This window comes from Arthrobacter sp. BK1 (genome assembly GCF_056680055.1).
Genome location: NZ_CM155263.1, coordinates 2217025 through 2234748 on the forward strand (window position 1 = coordinate 2217025; position 17724 = coordinate 2234748).

18 protein-coding genes and 1 pseudogene are annotated in these 17724 nt (G+C 65.6%); 9 read left to right on the top strand and 10 right to left on the bottom strand.

Annotation, left to right across the window (positions count from 1 at the left end; all coding sequences use genetic code 11):
- Window positions 1-18: 18 nt before the first annotated feature.
- The 5 genes and pseudogenes from AC1MCA_RS10010 to AC1MCA_RS10030 form a co-directional block, all read right to left on the bottom strand.
- Complete coding sequence (locus AC1MCA_RS10010; RefSeq protein ID WP_479803154.1) at window positions 19-717, bottom strand: CocE/NonD family hydrolase C-terminal non-catalytic domain-containing protein; 699 nt, start codon at window positions 715-717, stop codon at window positions 19-21.
- Window positions 699-1748 carry a CocE/NonD family hydrolase gene (locus AC1MCA_RS10015; RefSeq protein ID WP_479803156.1) on the bottom strand — a complete coding sequence of 350 codons (1050 nt, stop codon included), beginning with the start codon at window positions 1746-1748 and terminating at the stop codon, window positions 699-701. Before AC1MCA_RS10015 ends, AC1MCA_RS10010 begins: the two co-directional genes overlap by 19 nt.
- On the bottom strand, window positions 1741-2718 hold the full coding sequence (locus tag AC1MCA_RS10020) for an MBL fold metallo-hydrolase (RefSeq protein ID WP_479803158.1): 978 nt from the start codon (window positions 2716-2718) through the stop codon (window positions 1741-1743). Before AC1MCA_RS10020 ends, AC1MCA_RS10015 begins: the two co-directional genes overlap by 8 nt.
- Entirely contained in the window at window positions 2715-3650 is a 936-nt protein-coding gene (locus tag AC1MCA_RS10025) for an alpha/beta hydrolase (RefSeq protein ID WP_479803160.1), read from the bottom strand. The genes AC1MCA_RS10020 and AC1MCA_RS10025 overlap by 4 nt, the downstream gene beginning before the upstream one ends.
- Before the next feature lie 3 nt (window positions 3651-3653).
- Window positions 3654-4322, bottom strand: a pseudogene (locus AC1MCA_RS10030) (FAD-dependent monooxygenase); the annotation flags it as partial.
- Between the two features lie 23 nt (window positions 4323-4345).
- Between AC1MCA_RS10030 and AC1MCA_RS10035 the strand changes: the two are divergent.
- On the top strand, window positions 4346-4774 hold the full coding sequence (locus tag AC1MCA_RS10035; protein ID WP_479803162.1) for a hypothetical protein: 429 nt from the start codon (window positions 4346-4348) through the stop codon (window positions 4772-4774).
- Window positions 4775-4899: 125 nt separating this feature from the next.
- Window positions 4900-5283 carry a DUF1304 family protein gene (locus AC1MCA_RS10040; RefSeq protein ID WP_479803164.1) on the top strand — a complete coding sequence of 128 codons (384 nt, stop codon included), beginning with the start codon at window positions 4900-4902 and terminating at the stop codon, window positions 5281-5283.
- 48 nt (window positions 5284-5331) lie between these two features.
- On the opposite strand, the gene AC1MCA_RS10045 is transcribed toward AC1MCA_RS10040, so the two are convergent.
- The 5 genes from AC1MCA_RS10045 to AC1MCA_RS10065 form a co-directional block, all read right to left on the bottom strand.
- Window positions 5332-5814 carry a pyridoxamine 5'-phosphate oxidase family protein gene (locus tag AC1MCA_RS10045; RefSeq protein WP_108599295.1) on the bottom strand — a complete coding sequence of 161 codons (483 nt, stop codon included), beginning with the start codon at window positions 5812-5814 and terminating at the stop codon, window positions 5332-5334.
- A gap of 210 nt (window positions 5815-6024) precedes the next feature.
- Window positions 6025-6429, bottom strand: coding sequence for a universal stress protein (locus tag AC1MCA_RS10050; protein ID WP_108599294.1), 405 nt, complete (start codon window positions 6427-6429; stop codon window positions 6025-6027).
- Window positions 6426-7958, bottom strand: a complete 1533-nt coding sequence (locus AC1MCA_RS10055; protein ID WP_479803166.1) for a tripartite tricarboxylate transporter permease — start codon at window positions 7956-7958, stop codon at window positions 6426-6428. The genes AC1MCA_RS10050 and AC1MCA_RS10055 overlap by 4 nt, the downstream gene beginning before the upstream one ends.
- A gap of 9 nt (window positions 7959-7967) precedes the next feature.
- Window positions 7968-8480 carry a tripartite tricarboxylate transporter TctB family protein gene (locus tag AC1MCA_RS10060; RefSeq protein ID WP_479803168.1) on the bottom strand — a complete coding sequence of 171 codons (513 nt, stop codon included), beginning with the start codon at window positions 8478-8480 and terminating at the stop codon, window positions 7968-7970.
- Window positions 8481-8482: 2 nt separating this feature from the next.
- Entirely contained in the window at window positions 8483-9487 is a 1005-nt protein-coding gene (locus AC1MCA_RS10065; RefSeq protein WP_479803170.1) for a Bug family tripartite tricarboxylate transporter substrate binding protein, read from the bottom strand.
- Between the two features lie 141 nt (window positions 9488-9628).
- On the opposite strand from AC1MCA_RS10065, the gene AC1MCA_RS10070 reads away from it, so the two are divergent.
- From AC1MCA_RS10070 to AC1MCA_RS10100, 7 genes are all read left to right on the top strand, one after another.
- Window positions 9629-10516, top strand: coding sequence for a LysR family transcriptional regulator (locus AC1MCA_RS10070; RefSeq protein ID WP_479803172.1), 888 nt, complete (start codon window positions 9629-9631; stop codon window positions 10514-10516).
- 166 nt (window positions 10517-10682) lie between these two features.
- Window positions 10683-11600 carry a 5-dehydro-4-deoxyglucarate dehydratase gene (kdgD, locus tag AC1MCA_RS10075; protein WP_479803174.1) on the top strand — a complete coding sequence of 306 codons (918 nt, stop codon included), beginning with the start codon at window positions 10683-10685 and terminating at the stop codon, window positions 11598-11600.
- A 54-nt stretch (window positions 11601-11654) separates the two neighbouring features.
- Window positions 11655-13262, top strand: coding sequence for an aldehyde dehydrogenase (NADP(+)) (locus AC1MCA_RS10080; RefSeq protein ID WP_479803176.1), 1608 nt, complete (start codon window positions 11655-11657; stop codon window positions 13260-13262).
- Window positions 13259-14587 carry an enolase C-terminal domain-like protein gene (locus AC1MCA_RS10085; protein ID WP_479803178.1) on the top strand — a complete coding sequence of 443 codons (1329 nt, stop codon included), beginning with the start codon at window positions 13259-13261 and terminating at the stop codon, window positions 14585-14587. The genes AC1MCA_RS10080 and AC1MCA_RS10085 overlap by 4 nt, the downstream gene beginning before the upstream one ends.
- A 95-nt stretch (window positions 14588-14682) precedes the next feature.
- Window positions 14683-15600 carry an AEC family transporter gene (locus tag AC1MCA_RS10090; RefSeq protein WP_479803180.1) on the top strand — a complete coding sequence of 306 codons (918 nt, stop codon included), beginning with the start codon at window positions 14683-14685 and terminating at the stop codon, window positions 15598-15600.
- Between the two features lie 128 nt (window positions 15601-15728).
- Window positions 15729-16856: an L-talarate/galactarate dehydratase gene (locus tag AC1MCA_RS10095; protein ID WP_108600535.1), complete on the top strand. Its 1128-nt coding sequence runs from the start codon at window positions 15729-15731 to the stop codon at window positions 16854-16856.
- A gap of 10 nt (window positions 16857-16866) precedes the next feature.
- Window positions 16867-17574, top strand: a complete 708-nt coding sequence (locus AC1MCA_RS10100; protein WP_479803182.1) for a FadR/GntR family transcriptional regulator — start codon at window positions 16867-16869, stop codon at window positions 17572-17574.
- Window positions 17575-17724: the final 150 nt, after the last annotated feature.

The window sequence follows — 17724 nt, forward strand, 5'->3', positions numbered from 1 at the left end:
CGCAGCCCCCCGCCGTCGTTAGCCTTCCGCCTTGCGCGTGATGAACGGCAGGACGAGGCGGGAGGGGTGGGCGGCGTCGCGGTAGATTTTGTGCGTGACCGGCCGGCCGACGGGCAGGTGGAACGCATCCGGCGGGAGGAGCGCGTTGTGCTCGTCCGCGAGCGGCTCATCGTTGGACAGTTCCACCGTGAGCTTGTGGCCGGGCATGAACGTGTTCGCGAACGGGAAGAGCCGCAGCACGTACTCCTCAATCTGCCCCGGTTCCACCGGCACGGCGCGGGTGTGCGGGTGGCGGGGGTTGCCCTCGGTGGTCCGTTCGTCGTCGAGCTCGCGGTGCGAGGCCTTGAGGTAGCCGCTGGTGATGAGCTGCCGCATGCCGTTGGGGGCGTAATCCCACAGGCGCAGGATGAAGTTGGTGTCCGGCTGGTCGATTTCGGCGAAGATGTGCGCCGCACCGGTGCCGATCATCTCCGTAGCCTCCTCGAACACGGGGGTGGACCAGCTGATGATTTCCACCTTGTCCGTGACCGTCAGCGGCGCCTGGTAGAAACCGTCCGGGGCCGCGTACTCCGTTCCCATCAGTTCCGGTTCGGTGGACAGCAGGCGGCGCGGGCGCAGGTAGAGGTTCGTGTACTCGATCTCCTTCGGCGGCCACTGCTCTGCGGTCACCACCTCGCGGGAACCCTCCACGAAGACACTCACGGCAGGTTCGTCCATGACACCGTTATCGATGCCCTTGATCCAGTAGTCGTACCACCGGAACATCTTGTCGTGCTCTTCGATGAAGGGCCGGGACTGCATCGGCGGGTACGGGCCGATGTCCAGCTTTTTGGGGCCCTTGAGCTCGTTGAACAGGTCGATGGTGCCGTCCAGGGTCCAGCCGCGGCCCTGGTCCAGCTGCAGCCACACCGGGATGTCGATGTTCGGGCGAGCGTGATCGGGTTGCGTTCCTCGTACCAGTCGCCGTCGAGCTCGTTCATCACGATGTCAAACCAGGCTTCATGGTTCTTCGGGTAATGCAGGACATGGACCAGGTTGGGCCACGCGGCGACGTCCTGGTCCTGCAGGCGCTCGGCCACCAGCTCCTTAAGCTCCTCCGGGGAGTACTTTTCGATCATGCGGGACTTCACGCCGTCGGTGAACGCCCAGCCGGAATCGCCGCCGCGGCCTTCACGGGCAGCACGCGGCATGAACCACATGATGCCGCCGTGATAGGTGGTCTCGTAGAAGTCGTAATGGCCGCCGGACACGAAGATCGCCTTCAGGCTCGGCGGCCGCTCGGCCGCGGCGAGGACCTGCATGGAGCCGAAGTAGGAGATGCCCACCATGCCCACGTTCCCGTCACACCACGGCTGCGCGGCCACCCACTCGATGAAGTCATAGGCGTCCTGACCCAGCGAGACCCCGCCGGCGTCGTAGTTGCCGATGTGCTCCCCACCGGAATGTCCTGAGCCACGCAGGTCACCGATGACGTGGACGTAGTCCTCCTTCACGATCCGGGCGATATCGCCGGCCTCGATGCAGCCGTCCCACATCGGGCTCGGGCGCCGCTGCGGCGGGGTGGTCAGCGCGAGGGCCTGCAGCTCCTTGCCGTAAGGGCTCAACGCCACCAACGCGGGGCGCGGCTTCTCGTCCGTACCCTGGTAGGCGTCCGCGGCGAGCTCCACGCCGTCGCGCATCGGAACCCGGAGGTCCTTGCGGATGGCGATCACCTCCGCGCCGGCATTCCAAAACTGAAACTCATCCATGAGCGCGTAGCTCCTCATCCTCTGGGGTGTGGTCGAACGTCGTGCGGTCAAACGTTGTGCGGTAGCCGTGGAGCGTGGTGAAAAACGGGGACGGCTCCAGGCCGGGGTCCCCTGTGTAGCCAAGGTCCTCTGCCACAGGGGCGAACGGTGAGTACGGCGAGTCCGTCTCCTGCAGCCCGGCCTTGAGGCAGCCGCAGGACGCGTCGCTGACCCGGGCCTCAACCTCCAGGCTCCCCTGCAGCGCTTCACGCGCCTGTTCGGCATCGAGTTCGACGCCGTAGCGTGTCCCGTCTGCCCGCCGGTACGGGTGTCCGAGGTACAGGTGCCGGGGACGGACCTCCTCGCTCAGGTACTTCAGGCTGGAGCGGTACCCGGCCGGGTCCACGAACCCGGGGAAGCCGTTGGCCGCGCCGTGGACCTGCACGGCATCGCCCACGAACACGTCATCCTGACCGTCGATGACGTAAGCCACGGACCCCGGCGTGTGGCCCGGGATCGAATGGACAGAGACCGTGACATCACCGCCGAGGGAGATGGTTTCACCGCCACGCACCAGCATGGTTGGCTCCATCTCGCCCGAGATGACGGCGTTGGTCGCCGCCGTCAGCTTCGCCTCCCCCTCCGGGTCCTGCAGATACTGCCCCCGGCCGGCCAGGTATTCGTCCACATGGGCCCGGCACGAGCGGAGCATCGGCGCATCGGCCTCATGGATGACCACCTGGGCGCGGCGTCCCGTCAGCTCCCACAGGGCGTACGCGCCGCCGATGTGGTCGATGTGCCCGTGGGTCAGGAAGATCCAGCGGACATCCTCGATCCGGCGGCCGATTGCCTCCAGCGCCGGCACCATGCCCTCAGCCGGCGAGGACGCGATACCGGTATCCACAATGGCCGGCTCCGGGGCGTCGATGAAGAAGCTGTAGAGCCCGAACCGGCCCCACGGCGAAACCAGCGGATGGACAGCAACCGTCATGTCGCTGCCCGCACGTTGTTAAGGAACCCGGCCGTCTCATGGAATGGCCGGTAGAAATCCGGGATCCAGGAGAAGTGCTGGACGAATCCATGACCGGCACCGGCATAGCGGCTCACGGTGGCCGGCACACCGGCGTCCTTCAACCGCTGGCCGTAGAGTTCGCCCTCATCGCGCAGGGGGTCGTGCTCACCGGTGATGACCAGCGCGGCCGGCAGGCCGGCGAGGTCCTCGCGCTTGATCGGCGAGACGAGGGGATCCGCCGGATCAGCCCCGCTCTCAAGGTAGAAGGAATTGAACGGCTTCAGTCCGGCCGTCTCCAGCCCGTACCCTTCGGCGTTCTCCCGCAGCGAGGTGTAACGGTCGACGTCGAAATCCAGGTCCAGCGACGGGTAGAACATCACCTGGTGGGTGATCTTCCCAAACCCGTCGTCGTGGGCCTTGGCAGCGACGGCTGCGACATAGGTTCCGCCCGAGCTGTCGCCGGCGAGGGCGAGGTTCTTGCCGTCCCACTGCAGTCTTCCGCCCTGCTCCGCGGCCCAGCGGACCACGCCGTAGCAGTCCTCCAGCCCGGCCGGAAAAGCATTCTCGGGTGCCAGCCGGTAGCCGACCGAGATGACCTTGTGGCCGGTTTCCTTGGCGAGGGCCCGGGCCACGTGGTCATGGGTGTCCAGGCTTCCCAGGAAGAATGCGCCGCCGTGGAAGTACACCAGCAGGCCGTAGGAATCTGCCTCAACCGGAGTGTAGATCCGGACCGGTACGTCGCCGGTGGGTGCGACTGCCGTGGCATCCTCAACGGAATGGAGCGGGAGGCGGTCCTCCAGCGGCGGCACCTGGGCTGCCTCGCCGTCGCGCATTGCCTCAGGGTTCAGCGGTCCGGGCGGAGGCGGCGGCAGGGTGCCGAGGATCCTGGCAATTTCGGGGTGCAGTGTCATGGCTCAGGCCTGTGCCGCAGCGGGCTGCTGTGACGTGGGCTTCTGGCCCGGGAAGACATCGTTGACTTCTTCCTCGCTCCAGCCCTGACGGGAAATGCGCTGCAGTTCGTCCGTCACCGGCTTGCGGGTTGCCTGGAACAGGGCCAGCGCCTCCTTGACCGAGCCGGTTTCGGCCAGCGCGTCGGCCAGTGCTCCGGCGTCCTCGATGGCGGAGTTCGCACCCTGGCCCTGGTGATGCAGCATCGAGTGTGCGGCATCCCCCATGAGGACGACGTTATTGGTGTGCCAGGTGTCCACGGGATCGATGTCGTAGACCGCGCGGATGTTCACGGTGTCCATGTCCAGGCCACGGGCGATCGCCGCGATCCTCTCGTCGAAGCCTTCCACGGTCTGCAGGAGCTGTTCCTTGGTGATGGTGGGTGCCCAGGTGCCGTCCGGGTTCAGGGCGGTGATGTCGAAGGACATCTGGTTGCGGTGGCGCAGCGGCAGCAGGTAGACCTTTGTGCCCCGGCCCATGTACATGCGCAGGTTGTCATCCACCACCATGCCGTGTGCGTCATCGGCGGAGATCACTACGCGGTAGGCGTGCTCACCGGAGAACACCGGGCCCTTGTCGCTGAACAGCTGCTCGCGCACAGTGGACTTGATGCCGTCGGCACCCACCACCAGATCGGCGTCGGCGGTTACCCCGTTTCATGGCGCGCGTCAACGAGGTACTGGACCGCGCGGACGGCCCGGACAGCGGTTCGACGGCGGCCGACCTCGTCGACGTGGTGCGCGCGGGCGAACTGCCGGGCATTTTGGCCTGGCTGGAGTCGCGGGCGGCGCTCTGGCCGGTCTTCCGCCCCTATCTTGACGTGCTCGACGAGGCCGCCGCTGTGGACCGCGACATGCGGGCCATGGTGGAGGGCTGGCACGAAGAGGTCATCACGGACCTGGTCCGCGGAATGGAACAGGCCGGCCGCTTCCCGGCGGAAACCCGCCACATCCGCGGAACCCTCGCCTTCACCGCCCTCGATTACGTGGCCACGCTCTGGACCCGGCGGAAGTTCGAGCCGAACCGCGAACACGCCCTCGAGGTCCTGGCGGACAACTGGTACCACCTGCTCTGCGACGAAAGCTGAAGGGCCGCATCGCGGGGTGGCCCGGCGGGTCAACCTCCGTACGGTACCCCTTGATGGGCCTCTGCTGCGCGGCGTAACCTGCACAGCAAAGCAGTGGGATGGCGGCCTGGGCACGGAGGGCACGGATGAATCTATTGAGTCAGATTTTCGCCGGGGCAACTGCCCTCGCCCTGTTCAGCGTGGGCTTGCTCGAGATCTTCCGTCACGGGGACCGCCGCTTATTCAGGATCTTTCTGATCAAGCCCGATGAGGTTCCGGCCGTGCGCATGTGGGCGATGAACATCGGCGCCTACAACATCGCCTTTGCGCTGGGCATCGCCGCAGGACTGTGGATGGTGAACTTCTCCGGCGATGCCGCCGGCGGCTCAGCGATCGTGCTTTTCTGCTGCGCCAGCCAGTTCTTCCTAGGCATCTGGCTGTGGATCACCGAAAAGCGCCTGCTCATCAGTGCCGTAGGACAGGCGCTTGGTCCCGGCCTGGCACTGGTCTTCTACTTTTTCCTGCAGTGAAGCCGGGCAGCCGCGAATGCTGCTGCCCGGCTTGGTCGGCAGGTCAAATTACAGCTCGACGGTGCCGCTTTCGCCAACGCTCATCCGGCTGTTGGTCACCTTGGACTTGACCCACTGAAGCACCGTGGCAGCGGTGCCACCGGGGCTGGTCCAGTATTCTGCGGAGTCCGAATCGACGCGGAGCAGGCACACCTCCGGCGTATCCGGGCCGTCCGGGAACCATGCCTCCACCACCTGGTTCCACATTTCGTGGATCTTGGCGCGGTCCGTGATGACTTCGGCAGTTCCGGCCACGGAAACCCACTCCGTGTTCTTGCCGAACGAAACGTTCACGCGCGGGTCTGCCCGGACATGGGCGACCTGCGAGGTGCCGAGTCCCGTGAAGAACCACATGTCGCCGTCGTCCTTCACGTCCTGGACGGCCAGCGGCCGGCTGACCAGGGCGCCTTCTGCGTTGATGGTGGTCAACATCCCGATGTGGGCACTGTTGATGATGTCAGTAACTTTGCTGATGCTCTCAGTGTCCGTCATGCTCTCACCTCGTTCTGGGTCGAAAGGGGAAGTTCCCCGCTCGCCAGCCTATTGGTAAGCATGCTTATTTTCCACCTCACATCAACGAATTTCCCGGTCGCCCTAAAGCAACGCGGGGTCACTTCCGGCCCAATATCCTCGTTGGATTGAGCCGGAAGTGACCCCGCGTTGGCCTCGCAGATCCCTGATCTGCCGCGCGCGTAAGCGAGCCTAGAAGTGGGCTCCGTCGGCCTTGACGGCCAGGACGGGGCGATCGGCCTGCATCAGGATCCGCTGGGCGTGGCTGCCCAGGATGAACTTGCCCACCTGGGTGCGGTGCCGCAGGCCAATGACGATCAGGGACGCGTTGGCTTCCCGGGCAACGTCAAGGAACTCATCGGCAAGATCGTGCAGGTACGGCGGCTGGATTACGGTGGCCCGGACCCCTTCCTCCGCTGCACGCGCGGCGGCGCGTTCCATCACGTCCTCCGATGCGACGGATTTGTCCACCAGCGCGCCTTCCCTGGCGGAGTTGACGATTACCAGGTCCTCGTTGCGGAGTTTGGCTTCGGCAATGCCGGCTGTGAGGGCGGCATCCCCTGCTGGCGTAGGAACGAATCCGACGATGATGCTCATACCTTCTCCTTGATGTCCGGCGTGGCGGCTGATGCTGTGACAGTGTTTTTTCGTTTGGCGATAGCGCCGCGGATGACCGGCAGCACAGCTACCAGGACAAAGACCAGCAGCAGAGTCGCGGAAATCGGGCGGCCGAAGAAGCCCAGGGGGTCGCCGCCGAAGACCAGCAGCGAGCGGCGCATGGAACTTTCCAGCAGTTCGCCCAGCACGAAGGCCAGCACGAGCGGACCCGGTTCGAATCCGAACTTCTTCATGAGGTAGCCCACGATGCCGAAGACCACCACGAGGGTGACATCGAACATGCTGTTGTTGATCGTGTACGCACCGAGCAGGGTGATCAGGGCGGTGACTGGCGCCAGGATGGCTGCCCGGACGCGGAGGATCTTCACGAAGATTCCCACCAGCGGCAGGCTCATGATCAGCAGCAGGATGTTGCCGATGTACATGGAGTTCACCACGCCCCAGAAGAGCTCCGGGTTCTGCTCCACCAGCTGCGGCCCGGGGGTGACGCCCTGGATCAGCAGGGCGCCGAACATCAGCGCCATGGTGGCATTGGCGGGGATACCCAGGGTCAGCAGCGGAATAAAGGACGAGGTTGCCGCGGCGTTGTTGGCGGTTTCCGGGCCGGCGACACCCTCCGGAGCACCCTTTCCGAAACGCTCCGGCTGCTTGGCCCGCTTCTTCTCCATCGCGTAGGACGCCATGGAGGCGATCGTGGCGCCGCCGCCGGGAAGGATCCCCAGGAAGAAGCCAAGGACGGATCCGCGGCCGATTGCCCCGGAAGCCTGCTTGAGGTCCTTGCGGGAAGGCCAGACGTTCGTGACCTTCGACGGCGCCTTCGCGGCCCGGTGCCGTTCCTCCAGGTTGTAGAGGATCTCGCCGAGGCCGAAGATGCCCATGGCGATCGGCACGAAGTCGATGCCGTCGGCCAGCTGCAGGCTGCCGAAGGTGAAGCGGCTTTCGCCGGTGAAGATATCCCGGCCCACCGTGGCCAGCAGGAGTCCCAGGGCTGCGGCGATGAGCGCCTTGGCTTTCGAGCCGCTGCTGATGGTCGCCACCAGGAGGATGCCGAGCATCGCCAGCGCGGTGTACTCGGGGGGCCCGAAGTCCAGCGCAAAGCTCGCCACGATGGGGGCAAGGAACGTGAGTCCGATGATGGAGGCGGTGCCGCCGATGAAGGAGCCGATCGATGCCAGGCCCAGCGCCGTGCCGGCCCTGCCCTGTTTGGCCATCTGGTAGCCGTCGAAAACAGTGACAACCGAGGACGCTTCACCGGGAAGGCGCAGCAGCACGGACGTGATGGTGCCGCCGTACTGGGCGCCGTAGAAGATACCGGCCAGCATGATGATGGCGGTGACGGGTTCCACGTTGTACGTCAGCGGAAGGAGGATGGCGATGGTTGCCGCGGGCCCCAGGCCGGGCAATACGCCGATCAGCATGCCGATGACGACACCGATCAGGCAGTACAGGAGGTTGGTCGGCTCCAGGACAACCGCAAATCCGTTGATAACGGGATTCAGAAAATCCACGGGGGTCTCCTAGAAGAGGTGGGGGACGGAGGTGTTGAGGGCGAGGACGAAAATCGCGTAGAAGGAAATCACGACGGCGGCGCTGACTACCAGCGTCGAGCGCCACGTTTCGCCACCCAGGAACCGCATCCAGATAACGCACAGCACCAGGGCCGGCAGTTCAAAGCCGATCAGGGGCATCAGCGACACCATGGCGGCGAGCGTCACCAGGCCGGTCAGCGGCGCAGCGGACATGCGGGTGAATTTCTCCGCATCCCGGTTGTGCCGGCCGGCAATCAGCTGGAAAAGCCCCAGGGCCACCATGACGATGCTGATGACGAAGGGCCAGAGGCCGGGCTGAGGTTTGTCGGGAGTGCCAAGCCCCATCGCTATGGACAGGGCAGCTGCTGCGATGCCGACTGCAAGGACCACCAGGGATGACGCTGCGTTGGCCAGGGCTCCGGCCGCAGGCGGCTTTTCCTCTTCCCACTGGGCAGCCAGCTGCTCCGGCGTCAGGTCATCCAGGTTGGTATCCGGCGTCATCTTCACTTAGTTCCGCTGAGGCTGATGTCGTACTTCTCCACCAGTTCCTTGTACTTGGCTGCGTAGCTCTTCCACTCCGCCACAACCTCTTCGCCCGAGATTTCCTTCGGGGTCAGCGAGTTCTTCTTGTTGAATTCCTTGTAGGCGTCTGACGTGAAGGCTTCCTGGAACGAGGCGAGCAGCTTGTCCTTGACTTCCTTCGGGGTGCCCTTCGGTGCAGCCACTGCCCGGTACTGGGCAACGGGGACGTCGAAACCGGCTTCCTTTGCCGTGGGAGTGTCCGGGAGGAAGCTGGTGCGTTCCTCGGAGAAGACCAGGAGCGGTGATACCTTTCCGGCCTGGATCTGCGGCATCGCTTCGCCGAGCTGGATGGTGGCGAGCTCCACCTGGTTGCCCAGGACTGCTGTCAGGGCGGGCTTTCCACTGTCGAAGGGGATATCCGTGCCCTTTACTTCTGCCTGCTTGAAGAGCACGGTCTGGGCCAGCTGGCTTCCGGTGCCCACGCCGGTGGTGCCGAAGGTGACGTTACGGCCGGCGTCGGATGCATCCTTGAACGTCTTGAACCCGGACTGGGCGCTGGCAACGAGGACGTAGTCGTCCTGCGACAGCCCGGCGATGATGTCCAGGTCATCGATGTTCACGGCCTCATCTGCGGAGACTGCCAGGGGTGTGATGGTGATGAGGGACGCATTGAGCAGGACCAGTTCCTGGCCGTCTGCAGGTTTGCCCGCCACTTCCTTGGTGGCCAGGGCGCCGTTGGCACCGGGCTTGTTCACCACAGGCATCGGCTGGCCGAGCGTCTTGGAAGCGCCTTCGGCGAGGGCCCTGGCGATGAGGTCGGTACTTCCGCCGGCGGCCTGGCCCACGGAGAGGCTCACGGGGCCGGAGGGGTATTTGGCGGAATCAGCCGCAGCGCCGCCTGCCACGTTGCCGCAGGCAGTAAGCGCCAGCAGAGTGACGGCGGAGGCCGCGCCGAGAAGGGTGCGGCGGGTGGGGAAGTGCATCATTGGTACTCCTCATAGAGATTCGGGGCAAACCCGGTTCTTCGCTGTGAACCGAATCACTTCTGGCTCGCTCACCGACTATAGAGACGCGTTATGATGCATGTCTAAGCCCTAATATGCATCAAGTGATACCCGAAAGGCATCATGTTTACTTTCGACCAACTGGCTGGATTCATCGCGGTCGCGGAGGAGCTTCACTTCGGACGGGCAGCGGAAAGGCTGAATATGACCCAGCCCCCGCTCAGCCGCCAGATCCAGAAGCTGGAGAAGAGTATCGGCACCGAACTCTTGGAACGCGATAACCGCAAGGTGCAGCTCACTCCGGCCGGAACTGCTTTCCTGGACGAAGCCAAGCGGCTGATGGCATTGGCCCAGCGGGCGCCCGTGACGGCCCGCCGGATCGCCACCGGCCGCTCCGGAGTCCTTCGGGTGGGCTTCACCGCCGCCAGTGGCTTCAGCATCCTGGGACCTCTCCTTGAAGAGATCGCGTCAATCCTGCCGGAAGTGGACATCGACCTCCAGGAGCTCGTGACGGGCGAACAGATCCAGGGGCTGCTGACCGGAGAGCTCGATCTGGGCTTGGCCCGCCCGCCGTTCGACCGCGACGTTTTCGATTCGCACCTGCTCTACCGCGAGGCCATGGTGCTGGCCGTACCAACAGGCCACCGCCTGGCCGGACTTTCCAGGCCGGTAGCGGACGACGACCTCCGGGACGAGCCGCTCATCATGCATTCACCCACCAAAGCCGCCTACTTCTACGATCTCGTTATCCGCATGCATTCGATCCAGCACGGCAATGTCATTCATACGGTGAGCCAGATCCTCACCATGGTCTCCCTGGTCGCAGCCAAGCGGGGTGTTGCTTTTGTCCCGCATTCCGCCACCCTCCTGGCCATCAAGGGGGTGGAATTCCTGCCGCTGGCGGGCGGCAGCGGCGAGGAGCCGGTCGAGCTGCACGCCATCTGGAACCGCAAGGTGGCTAACCCTGCCCTGCGGAGGCTCTTGCTGGACCTGGAATTCAGGACCGACTAGCACCGATCCAAGTCATGAGCGTTCCGCTATGGTGATGCCGTTCGGGTATCAATCAATACGAAAAGGGCCTTAGACAGGCATCACGTTGCCTGCCTACTCTGGACAGGAACCAGCATCCAGCCGCCCGACGCAGTCACCACGCGGCCTTCAGACAGAGGACAACATCGTGGCAACAAAGTACACCCCCCAGGAATTGGCAGACACCCTCAAGGAAGGCCTGCTGTCGTTCCCGGTGACGTCCTTCGATGCGCAGCTGCAGTTCGACGAGGAGAACTACCGCAAGCACCTGGCGTGGCAGGCAAGCTTCCCTGTCGCCGGCCTCTTCGCAGCCGGCGGCACCGGCGAAGGATTCTCCCTCACGCCGGCAGAATCCGAGCGCGTGGTCCGCGCCGCCGTCGACGAAGTGGGCGGACGGGTTCCCGTGCTGGCTTCCGCAGGCGGCTCCACGGCCCAGGCCATCGAGAACGCCAAAGCTGCGGAGGCAGCCGGTGCAGACGGCCTCCTGCTCCTGCCCCCGTACCTGACCGAAGCGGACCAGGGCGGCCTGATCGACCACGTCAGCGCCATCTGCAGCGCCACCTCGCTGGGTGTCATCATCTACAACCGTGCCAACGCCATCTACAAGGACACCACCGTGGCCACTCTCGCGGACCGGCACGAGAACCTGATCGGCTTTAAGGACGGTGTGGGCGACCTCGAACACGATGCCCGCGTTTACGCCAAGCTGGGCGACCGCCTGTTCTACCTGGGCGGGCTTCCCACCGCGGAAACCTTCGCCCTTCCGCTGCTCCAGCTCGGCATGAGCACCTACTCCAGTGCCATGTACAACTTCGTCCCGCAGTTCGCCCTCGACTTCTACCAGGACGTCCGCAGCAACGACCGCGTGGCCGTGAACAAGAAGCTCAACGACTTTGTGATCCCGTACCTGGACATCCGCGACCGCGTGAAGGGCTACTCGGTTTCCATCGTCAAAGGCGGCCTTGACGCCATCGGCCGCTCCGCCGGCGGCGTCCGTCCCCCGCTGCAGAACCTCGCCCCGCAGGACTTCGCAGACCTCAAAGCCCTCATCGCCACCGTTTCCTGATCAACTGGTCCTTGATCACCCGCACTTGATCACCCCCTTTTAGGAGTAACCACAGTGACACTCACCGGACATTCCCTGATCGCCGGGCAGCCCGTCGTCGGAAGCGGCAAGACCGCTTTTGGCTTCAACCCCGCCACCAACGAACAGCTCGACCCCGCCTACTCGCTGATCACCGGGGAACAGCTGACGACGGCGACCTCCGCCGCTGCGGCCGCGTACCAGTCCTTCAGCACTTTGGACCCCGAAACGCACGCCGCGTTCCTCGAAGCGATTGCGGACAACATTGAGGCGATCGGCGAGGAACTGGTAATCCGCGCCGGCCAGGAAACCGGCCTGCCCGCCGCCCGACTGCAGGGCGAACGCGCCCGCACCACCGGCCAGCTCCGGCTCTTCGCCACCGTGGTCCGCCAAGGTGACTTTCGCGGCGTCCGCATCGATCCGGCACTCCCGGACCGCACGCCCATGCCCCGGGCCGACATCCGCCAGCGCCAGATCCCCCTGGGCCCCGTCGCCGTGTTCGGCGCCAGCAACTTCCCCCTGGCCTTCTCGACGGCGGGTGGAGACACCGCCTCGGCCCTCGCCGCCGGCTGCCCGGTGGTCTTCAAGGCCCACAACGCCCACCCCGGCACCAGCGAACTCGTCGGCCAGGCCGTCGTCAAAGCCGTCAAGGACCACGGCCTGCACCCCGGCGTGTTCTCCCTGATCTACGGACCCGGCAGTTCGATCGGCCAGGCACTCGTGGCGGACCCCGCCATCAAGGCAGTCGGCTTTACCGGTTCCCAGGCCGCCGGCATCGCCCTGATGCGGACCGCCGCCGCCCGCCCCGAACCGATCCCGGTCTACGCGGAGATGTCCTCCCTGAACCCCGTCTTCGTCTTCGAAGGCGCCCTCAGCGGCTTTGCCGATCAGATCGACGCCCTGGCACAGCAGTACGTCACCGCCGTCACCGGCAGCTCAGGCCAGCTCTGCACCTCCCCCGGCCTCCTGTTCGCCCCCGAAGGCGAGCTGGGCGACAAACTGGCTGCCGCCGTCGGCCGCGCCATCTCCACCTGCGCCGGCCAGACCATGCTCACCGCAGGCATCGCCGCATCCTGGAACCAGGGTGCCGGGGCACTCGGCTCGGCCGCCGGCGTCGACGTCGTTGGGCAGGGCACCCAGGGCCCCACCGAAAACGCCCCCGCCCCCACCATCTTCGGCACCCAGGTCCGGGACTTCGTGACCAACCACGTGCTCCATGAGGAAATCTTCGGCGCAGCGTCCCTGGTCATCCGCTACTCCTCCACCGGGGAACTCCTCGAAGCCGTCAACCGGCTTGAGGGCCAGCTCACCGCGTCCCTCCAGCTCACCGAAGCGGACTACCCGACGGCGGCACCCCTGATCCCCGCGCTCGAGCAGAAGGTGGGCCGCATCATCGTCAACGGCTGGCCCACCGGCGTGGAAGTCGGCCACGCCATGGTCCACGGCGGACCCTTCCCCGCCACCTCCGACACCCGTACCACCTCGGTCGGCACACTCGCGATCAACCGCTTCCTCCGCCCGGTCGCCTACCAGAACATCCCCCAGGAACTCCTCCCAGCATCACTGCAGGATGAAAACCCCTGGCACCTGAACCGCCGCATCGACGGCACCGTCGTCGCTGCAGATGCAGAGGTCAACGCATGAGCAACCAGCCCACCATTGCCCGCGTGGAGGTCGTTCCGGTCGCCGGCCACGACAGCATGCTGATGAACCTCAGCGGTGCCCACGGGCCCTTCTTCACCCGGAACATCGTCATAGTGACCGATTCGGACGGCAGGACCGGCCTCGGCGAAGTTCCCGGCGGCGAGAAAATCAAGAACACCATCGAGGAAGCCGGGACCCTCATCACCGGGCAGCCGGTGGCCCGCTACCGTTCCCTGCTGCGGGAGATCGCGGCTGAGTTCGCGGACCGCGACGCCGGCGGCCGCGGACTCCAGACGTTCGACCTGCGCACCACCGTGCATGCCGTTACCGCCGTCGAGTCCGCCCTGCTGGACCTGCACGGCCAGTTTCTTGGCGTCCCCGTCGCTGAACTGCTGGGCGATGGGCAGCAGCGCAGCTCCGTGCCGATGCTCGGCTACCTCTTCTTCATTGGTGACCACGCCAAGACTGACCTTCCCTACCTCGTGGAAGACGCGCCGGCGGACCGCTGGGAGAAGCTGCGCCGCCAGGAAGCCATGACGCCGGAGGCGGTCGTGGCCCTGGCCGAAGCTGCCCAGGAACGCTATGGCTTCAGCGACTTCAAGCTCAAGGGGGGCGTGCTGTCCGGCGACGACGAAGTTGACGTTGTGACTGCCCTCGCCAAGCGCTTCCCCGAAGCGCGCGTGACGCTCGACCCGAACGGCGGCTGGCTCCTGGAGGAAGCCATCCGCCTCGGCAAGAGGATGCAGGGCGTCGTTGCTTATGCCGAGGACCCGTGCGGCGCCGAGGGCCGTTTCTCCGGCCGCGAGGTGATGGCTGAATTCCGCCGCGCCACGGGGTTGAAGACGGCCACCAACATGATCGCCACGGACTGGCGGGAGATGTCGCACGCCATCCGCAGCAACGCCGTGGACATCCCGCTGGCTGATCCGCACTTCTGGACCATGCACGGCTCTGTCCGCGTCGCGCAGCTGTGCAACGAGTTCGGGCTGACCTGGGGATCGCACTCGAACAACCACTTCGACATTTCGCTGGCCATGTTCACGCACACCGGCGCCGCGGCTCCGGGCGAGATCACGGCACTGGACACGCACTGGATCTGGCAGGACGGGCAGGGGCTCACCAAGAACCCGCTGCAGATCCGCGACGGCGCCATCTCGGTGCCCGATGCCCCCGGACTCGGCATCGAACTGGACCGCGACGCCCTGGACAAGGCGCATGAGCTGTACCTGCAGCACGGCCTCGACGCCCGCGATGACAGCATCGGCATGCAGTACTACATCGACGGCTGGACCTTCGACCCGAAGCGTCCCTGCCTGGTCCGGTAGAAGGACTTCAACCACCCGACTTCCGCACGGCCGGCCCTCCCCCGCAACAGGAGACGGCCGTGCGGAATCCCGACAATTAAAGAGAAGGGCGCACTGTGGGCGGCGTTGTCTCCGGCATACTGATCGTCTCCGCAGTCATTGCCGTGGGCTATTTCGCCGCCCGGCTGAAAATCCTGGGGCCTGAAGTCCAGGGCGCCCTGACCCGCACGGCGTTTTACATCACCAACCCGGCGCTCCTCTTTACTGTTGTGGCCGGCAGCGATATCCGCGCCGCCCTGGGAACCGATGCCCCGCTCGCGCTGCTCTCCGCAGCGATAGTGGGGCTTCTGTATTGCCTGCTCAGTTTCCTGTTCTTCCGCCGGCCCGCGGCTGAGACCGCCGTCGGCGCCATGGCCAGCAGCTATGCGAACGCCAATAACATCGGCATTCCGGTGTCCCTCTATGCCGTCGGCACCGCCCAGCACGTCGCCCCCGTGCTTCTGGTCCAACTGCTGGTCATGGCGCCATTTTACCTCACGGTGCTGGGCCTGGCGTCCGGCTCCAGCATCTCGTGGCGGAAGGTGCTGCTCCAGCCGTTCGGCAATCCGATGATCATCGCCTCGGGGCTGGGAGTCGCCGTCGCCCTTACCGGCTGGGAGGCCCCTGACCTCCTGCAGAAGCCGATCGACATGCTGGCCGGCGGGGCCGTACCCATGGTGCTGCTGGCGTTCGGCCTGTCCCTGGCAGGCAGGGCACCGTTGCAGAAAGGCGACGGCCGGACGGAAACCCTCGTTGCCACATTCCTCAAAGTTGCCGGGATGCCCCTTATTGTCTGGGTCCTGGGCCGCTTCGTCTTCGGACTGGAGGGGCAGCATCTCCTCGCCAGCGTCATCATGGCCGCGCTCCCCACCGCCCAGAACGTCTTCCTCTTCGCCTCGCCGTACGGCCGCGGCACCACCGTGGCCCGCGATGTCATCCTCTGCACCACCGTGCTCAGCGTGGGCGCGCTGCTGGTTGTTGCCTGGCTGGTCTGAGCCGGCTGTCCCCGCGAGTTTTTATCGCTGCAACCCGGGAAGGCTTTTTACTTGTAATACAAGTTAGATACTTGTACTCTAAGTAGGAGGGCAACGCAGCCCGGACAGCCTGCTTTCGAGGAGCACCCATGAGCACCGTAGACCTCATCCGCCACGTGAAACTTTCCACCGCGAGACTCCCCCTCGCCGTCCCCATCAGTGACGCCAAGGTCTTCACCGGGCGCCAGAAGCCCATGACCGAGGTGGTCTTCCTCTTCGCCGAGATCACCACCGAGCAGGGCCACAGCGGCATCGGCTTCAGCTACTCCAAGCGCGCCGGCGGCCCCGCACAGTACGCCCACGCCAAGGAGGTCGCCGAAGGCATCATCGGCGAGGACCCCAACGACATCGGCAAGCTCTACACCAAGCTCCTGTGGGCCGGCGCCTCCGTAGGCCGCTCCGGCGTCGCCACCCAGGCCCTCGCAGCCATCGACATCGCCCTGTACGACCTCAAGGCCAAGCGCGCCGGCCTCCCGCTGGCCAAGTTCCTGGGCTCGTACCGTGACTCCGTCCAGACGTACAACACCTCAGGTGGTTTCCTCAACGCCTCCCTGGACGAGGTCAAAGCCCGCGCCACCGTCCTCCTGGACGAAGGGATCGGCGGCATCAAGATCAAGGTGGGCCTGCCGGACAGCGCCGAGGACCTGCGCCGCGTCGCCGGAATCCGCGAACACATCGGCTGGGACGTCCCCTTGATGGTCGACGCCAACCAGCAGTGGGACCGCGCCACCGCCCTGCGCATGGGCCGCCAGCTCGAGGAATTCAACCTCATCTGGATCGAAGAGCCGCTGGACGCATACGACTTCGAAGGCCATGCCCATCTGGCCAACGTCCTGGACACCCCCATCGCCACCGGCGAAATGCTCGCCTCCGTCGCCGAACACAAGGGCCTCATCAACGCCAACGGCTGCGACATCATCCAGCCGGATGCTCCCCGCGTGGGCGGCATCACCCAGTTCCTGCGCCTCGCCGCCCTCGCGGATGAGCGTGGACTGGGGCTGGCACCGCATTTCGCCATGGAGATCCACCTGCACCTGGCCGCCGCCTACCCGCGCGAGCCCTGGGTGGAGCACTTCGACTGGCTGGATCCCCTGTTCAACGAACGCCTCGAAACAAAGAACGGCCGCATGATTGTTCCGGACCGCCCGGGCCTCGGCGTGACCCTCAGTGACCAGGCCCGCGCCTGGACCACCGATTCCGTGGAGTTCGGCGCGTAACCTTGAACGCATGAGCCGGAACCTGACCGCGGACCTCGCCGCTGACCTGCGCACCCGCATTGTGGACGGCGTCATCCAGCCCGGCGACAAGCTGCCCAGCGAAAACGCGCTGATGGGCGAATTCAGCGTGAGCCGCACCGTGGTGCGCTCGGCGCTGACGCGCCTCCAGGCTGAAGGACTGGTGGAAACCGAACGCGGTCGGGGCAGCTTCGCGCTGACCCCGCCCGACGACGGTCCCCAGCCCATCCCGGGCAGCCGGCCGGTGGCGAGCGTCGAGGACCGCCTCCACCTGCTGGAATTCCGGATGGGCGTGGAGGCGGAGGCCGCCGCGCTGGCTGCGCGCAACCACTCCGACCGTCAGCTCCGGGCAGTCGATGCAGCCCTTGAACAGTTCACCGCGAGCTCGGATCACCCGGGCCACGCCATGAAGTTCGACTTCGAGTTCCACCGTGCCATCGCCGCGGCGTCAGGGAATCCGTTCTACTCGGACTGCCTTGCTGCCCTGGGGCAGACCATGATCGCGATGCCGCGCACCCGGCTGATGACCGGCGTCGAACATTACGCCCGCGACCACTTCGATCAGGTGGTGCATGAGCACCGTTCCATCGCTGCCGCCATCGCCGATGGCGATGAAACAGCCGCTGCCGCCGCCATGCGGAGTCACCTGGCGAACTCACGACGCCGGTTCAAGGCGTCGGTGCGTCCGCCGGCAGAGTAGCCACCCGGCTTTGACCCTTGGTGATGCTGCGACGGCATCACGTCATGCCACATCCGTGTTGGACGGGCATCGAAATTCCTGAATACAGTGGTTGCACTCGCTGTGGTGCGGACCACAGCACTCCACACGGGGACCGCTGGTCCCCACCGC

What these genes read in the sequence shown, in the direction of transcription:
- AC1MCA_RS10015 (WP_479803156.1), bottom strand. Translation starts at nt 1,748, where the DNA reads ATGGATGAGTTTCAGTTTTGGAATGCCGGCGCGGAGGTGATCGCCATC.
- AC1MCA_RS10010 (WP_479803154.1), bottom strand. Translation starts at nt 717, where the DNA reads ATGGACGAACCTGCCGTGAGTGTCTTCGTGGAGGGTTCCCGCGAGGTG.
- AC1MCA_RS10025 (WP_479803160.1), bottom strand. Translation starts at nt 3,650, where the DNA reads ATGACACTGCACCCCGAAATTGCCAGGATCCTCGGCACCCTGCCGCCG.
- AC1MCA_RS10050 (WP_108599294.1), bottom strand. Translation starts at nt 6,429, where the DNA reads ATGAGCATCATCGTCGGATTCGTTCCTACGCCAGCAGGGGATGCCGCC.
- AC1MCA_RS10100 (WP_479803182.1), top strand. Translation starts at nt 16,867, where the DNA reads ATGAGCCGGAACCTGACCGCGGACCTCGCCGCTGACCTGCGCACCCGC.
- AC1MCA_RS10020 (WP_479803158.1), bottom strand. Translation starts at nt 2,718, where the DNA reads ATGACGGTTGCTGTCCATCCGCTGGTTTCGCCGTGGGGCCGGTTCGGG.
- AC1MCA_RS10040 (WP_479803164.1), top strand. Translation starts at nt 4,900, where the DNA reads ATGAATCTATTGAGTCAGATTTTCGCCGGGGCAACTGCCCTCGCCCTG.
- AC1MCA_RS10035 (WP_479803162.1), top strand. Translation starts at nt 4,346, where the DNA reads ATGGCGCGCGTCAACGAGGTACTGGACCGCGCGGACGGCCCGGACAGC.
- AC1MCA_RS10065 (WP_479803170.1), bottom strand. Translation starts at nt 9,487, where the DNA reads ATGATGCACTTCCCCACCCGCCGCACCCTTCTCGGCGCGGCCTCCGCC.
- AC1MCA_RS10070 (WP_479803172.1), top strand. Translation starts at nt 9,629, where the DNA reads ATGTTTACTTTCGACCAACTGGCTGGATTCATCGCGGTCGCGGAGGAG.
- AC1MCA_RS10045 (WP_108599295.1), bottom strand. Translation starts at nt 5,814, where the DNA reads ATGACGGACACTGAGAGCATCAGCAAAGTTACTGACATCATCAACAGT.
- AC1MCA_RS10060 (WP_479803168.1), bottom strand. Translation starts at nt 8,480, where the DNA reads ATGACGCCGGATACCAACCTGGATGACCTGACGCCGGAGCAGCTGGCT.
- AC1MCA_RS10085 (WP_479803178.1), top strand. Translation starts at nt 13,259, where the DNA reads ATGAGCAACCAGCCCACCATTGCCCGCGTGGAGGTCGTTCCGGTCGCC.
- AC1MCA_RS10095 (WP_108600535.1), top strand. Translation starts at nt 15,729, where the DNA reads ATGAGCACCGTAGACCTCATCCGCCACGTGAAACTTTCCACCGCGAGA.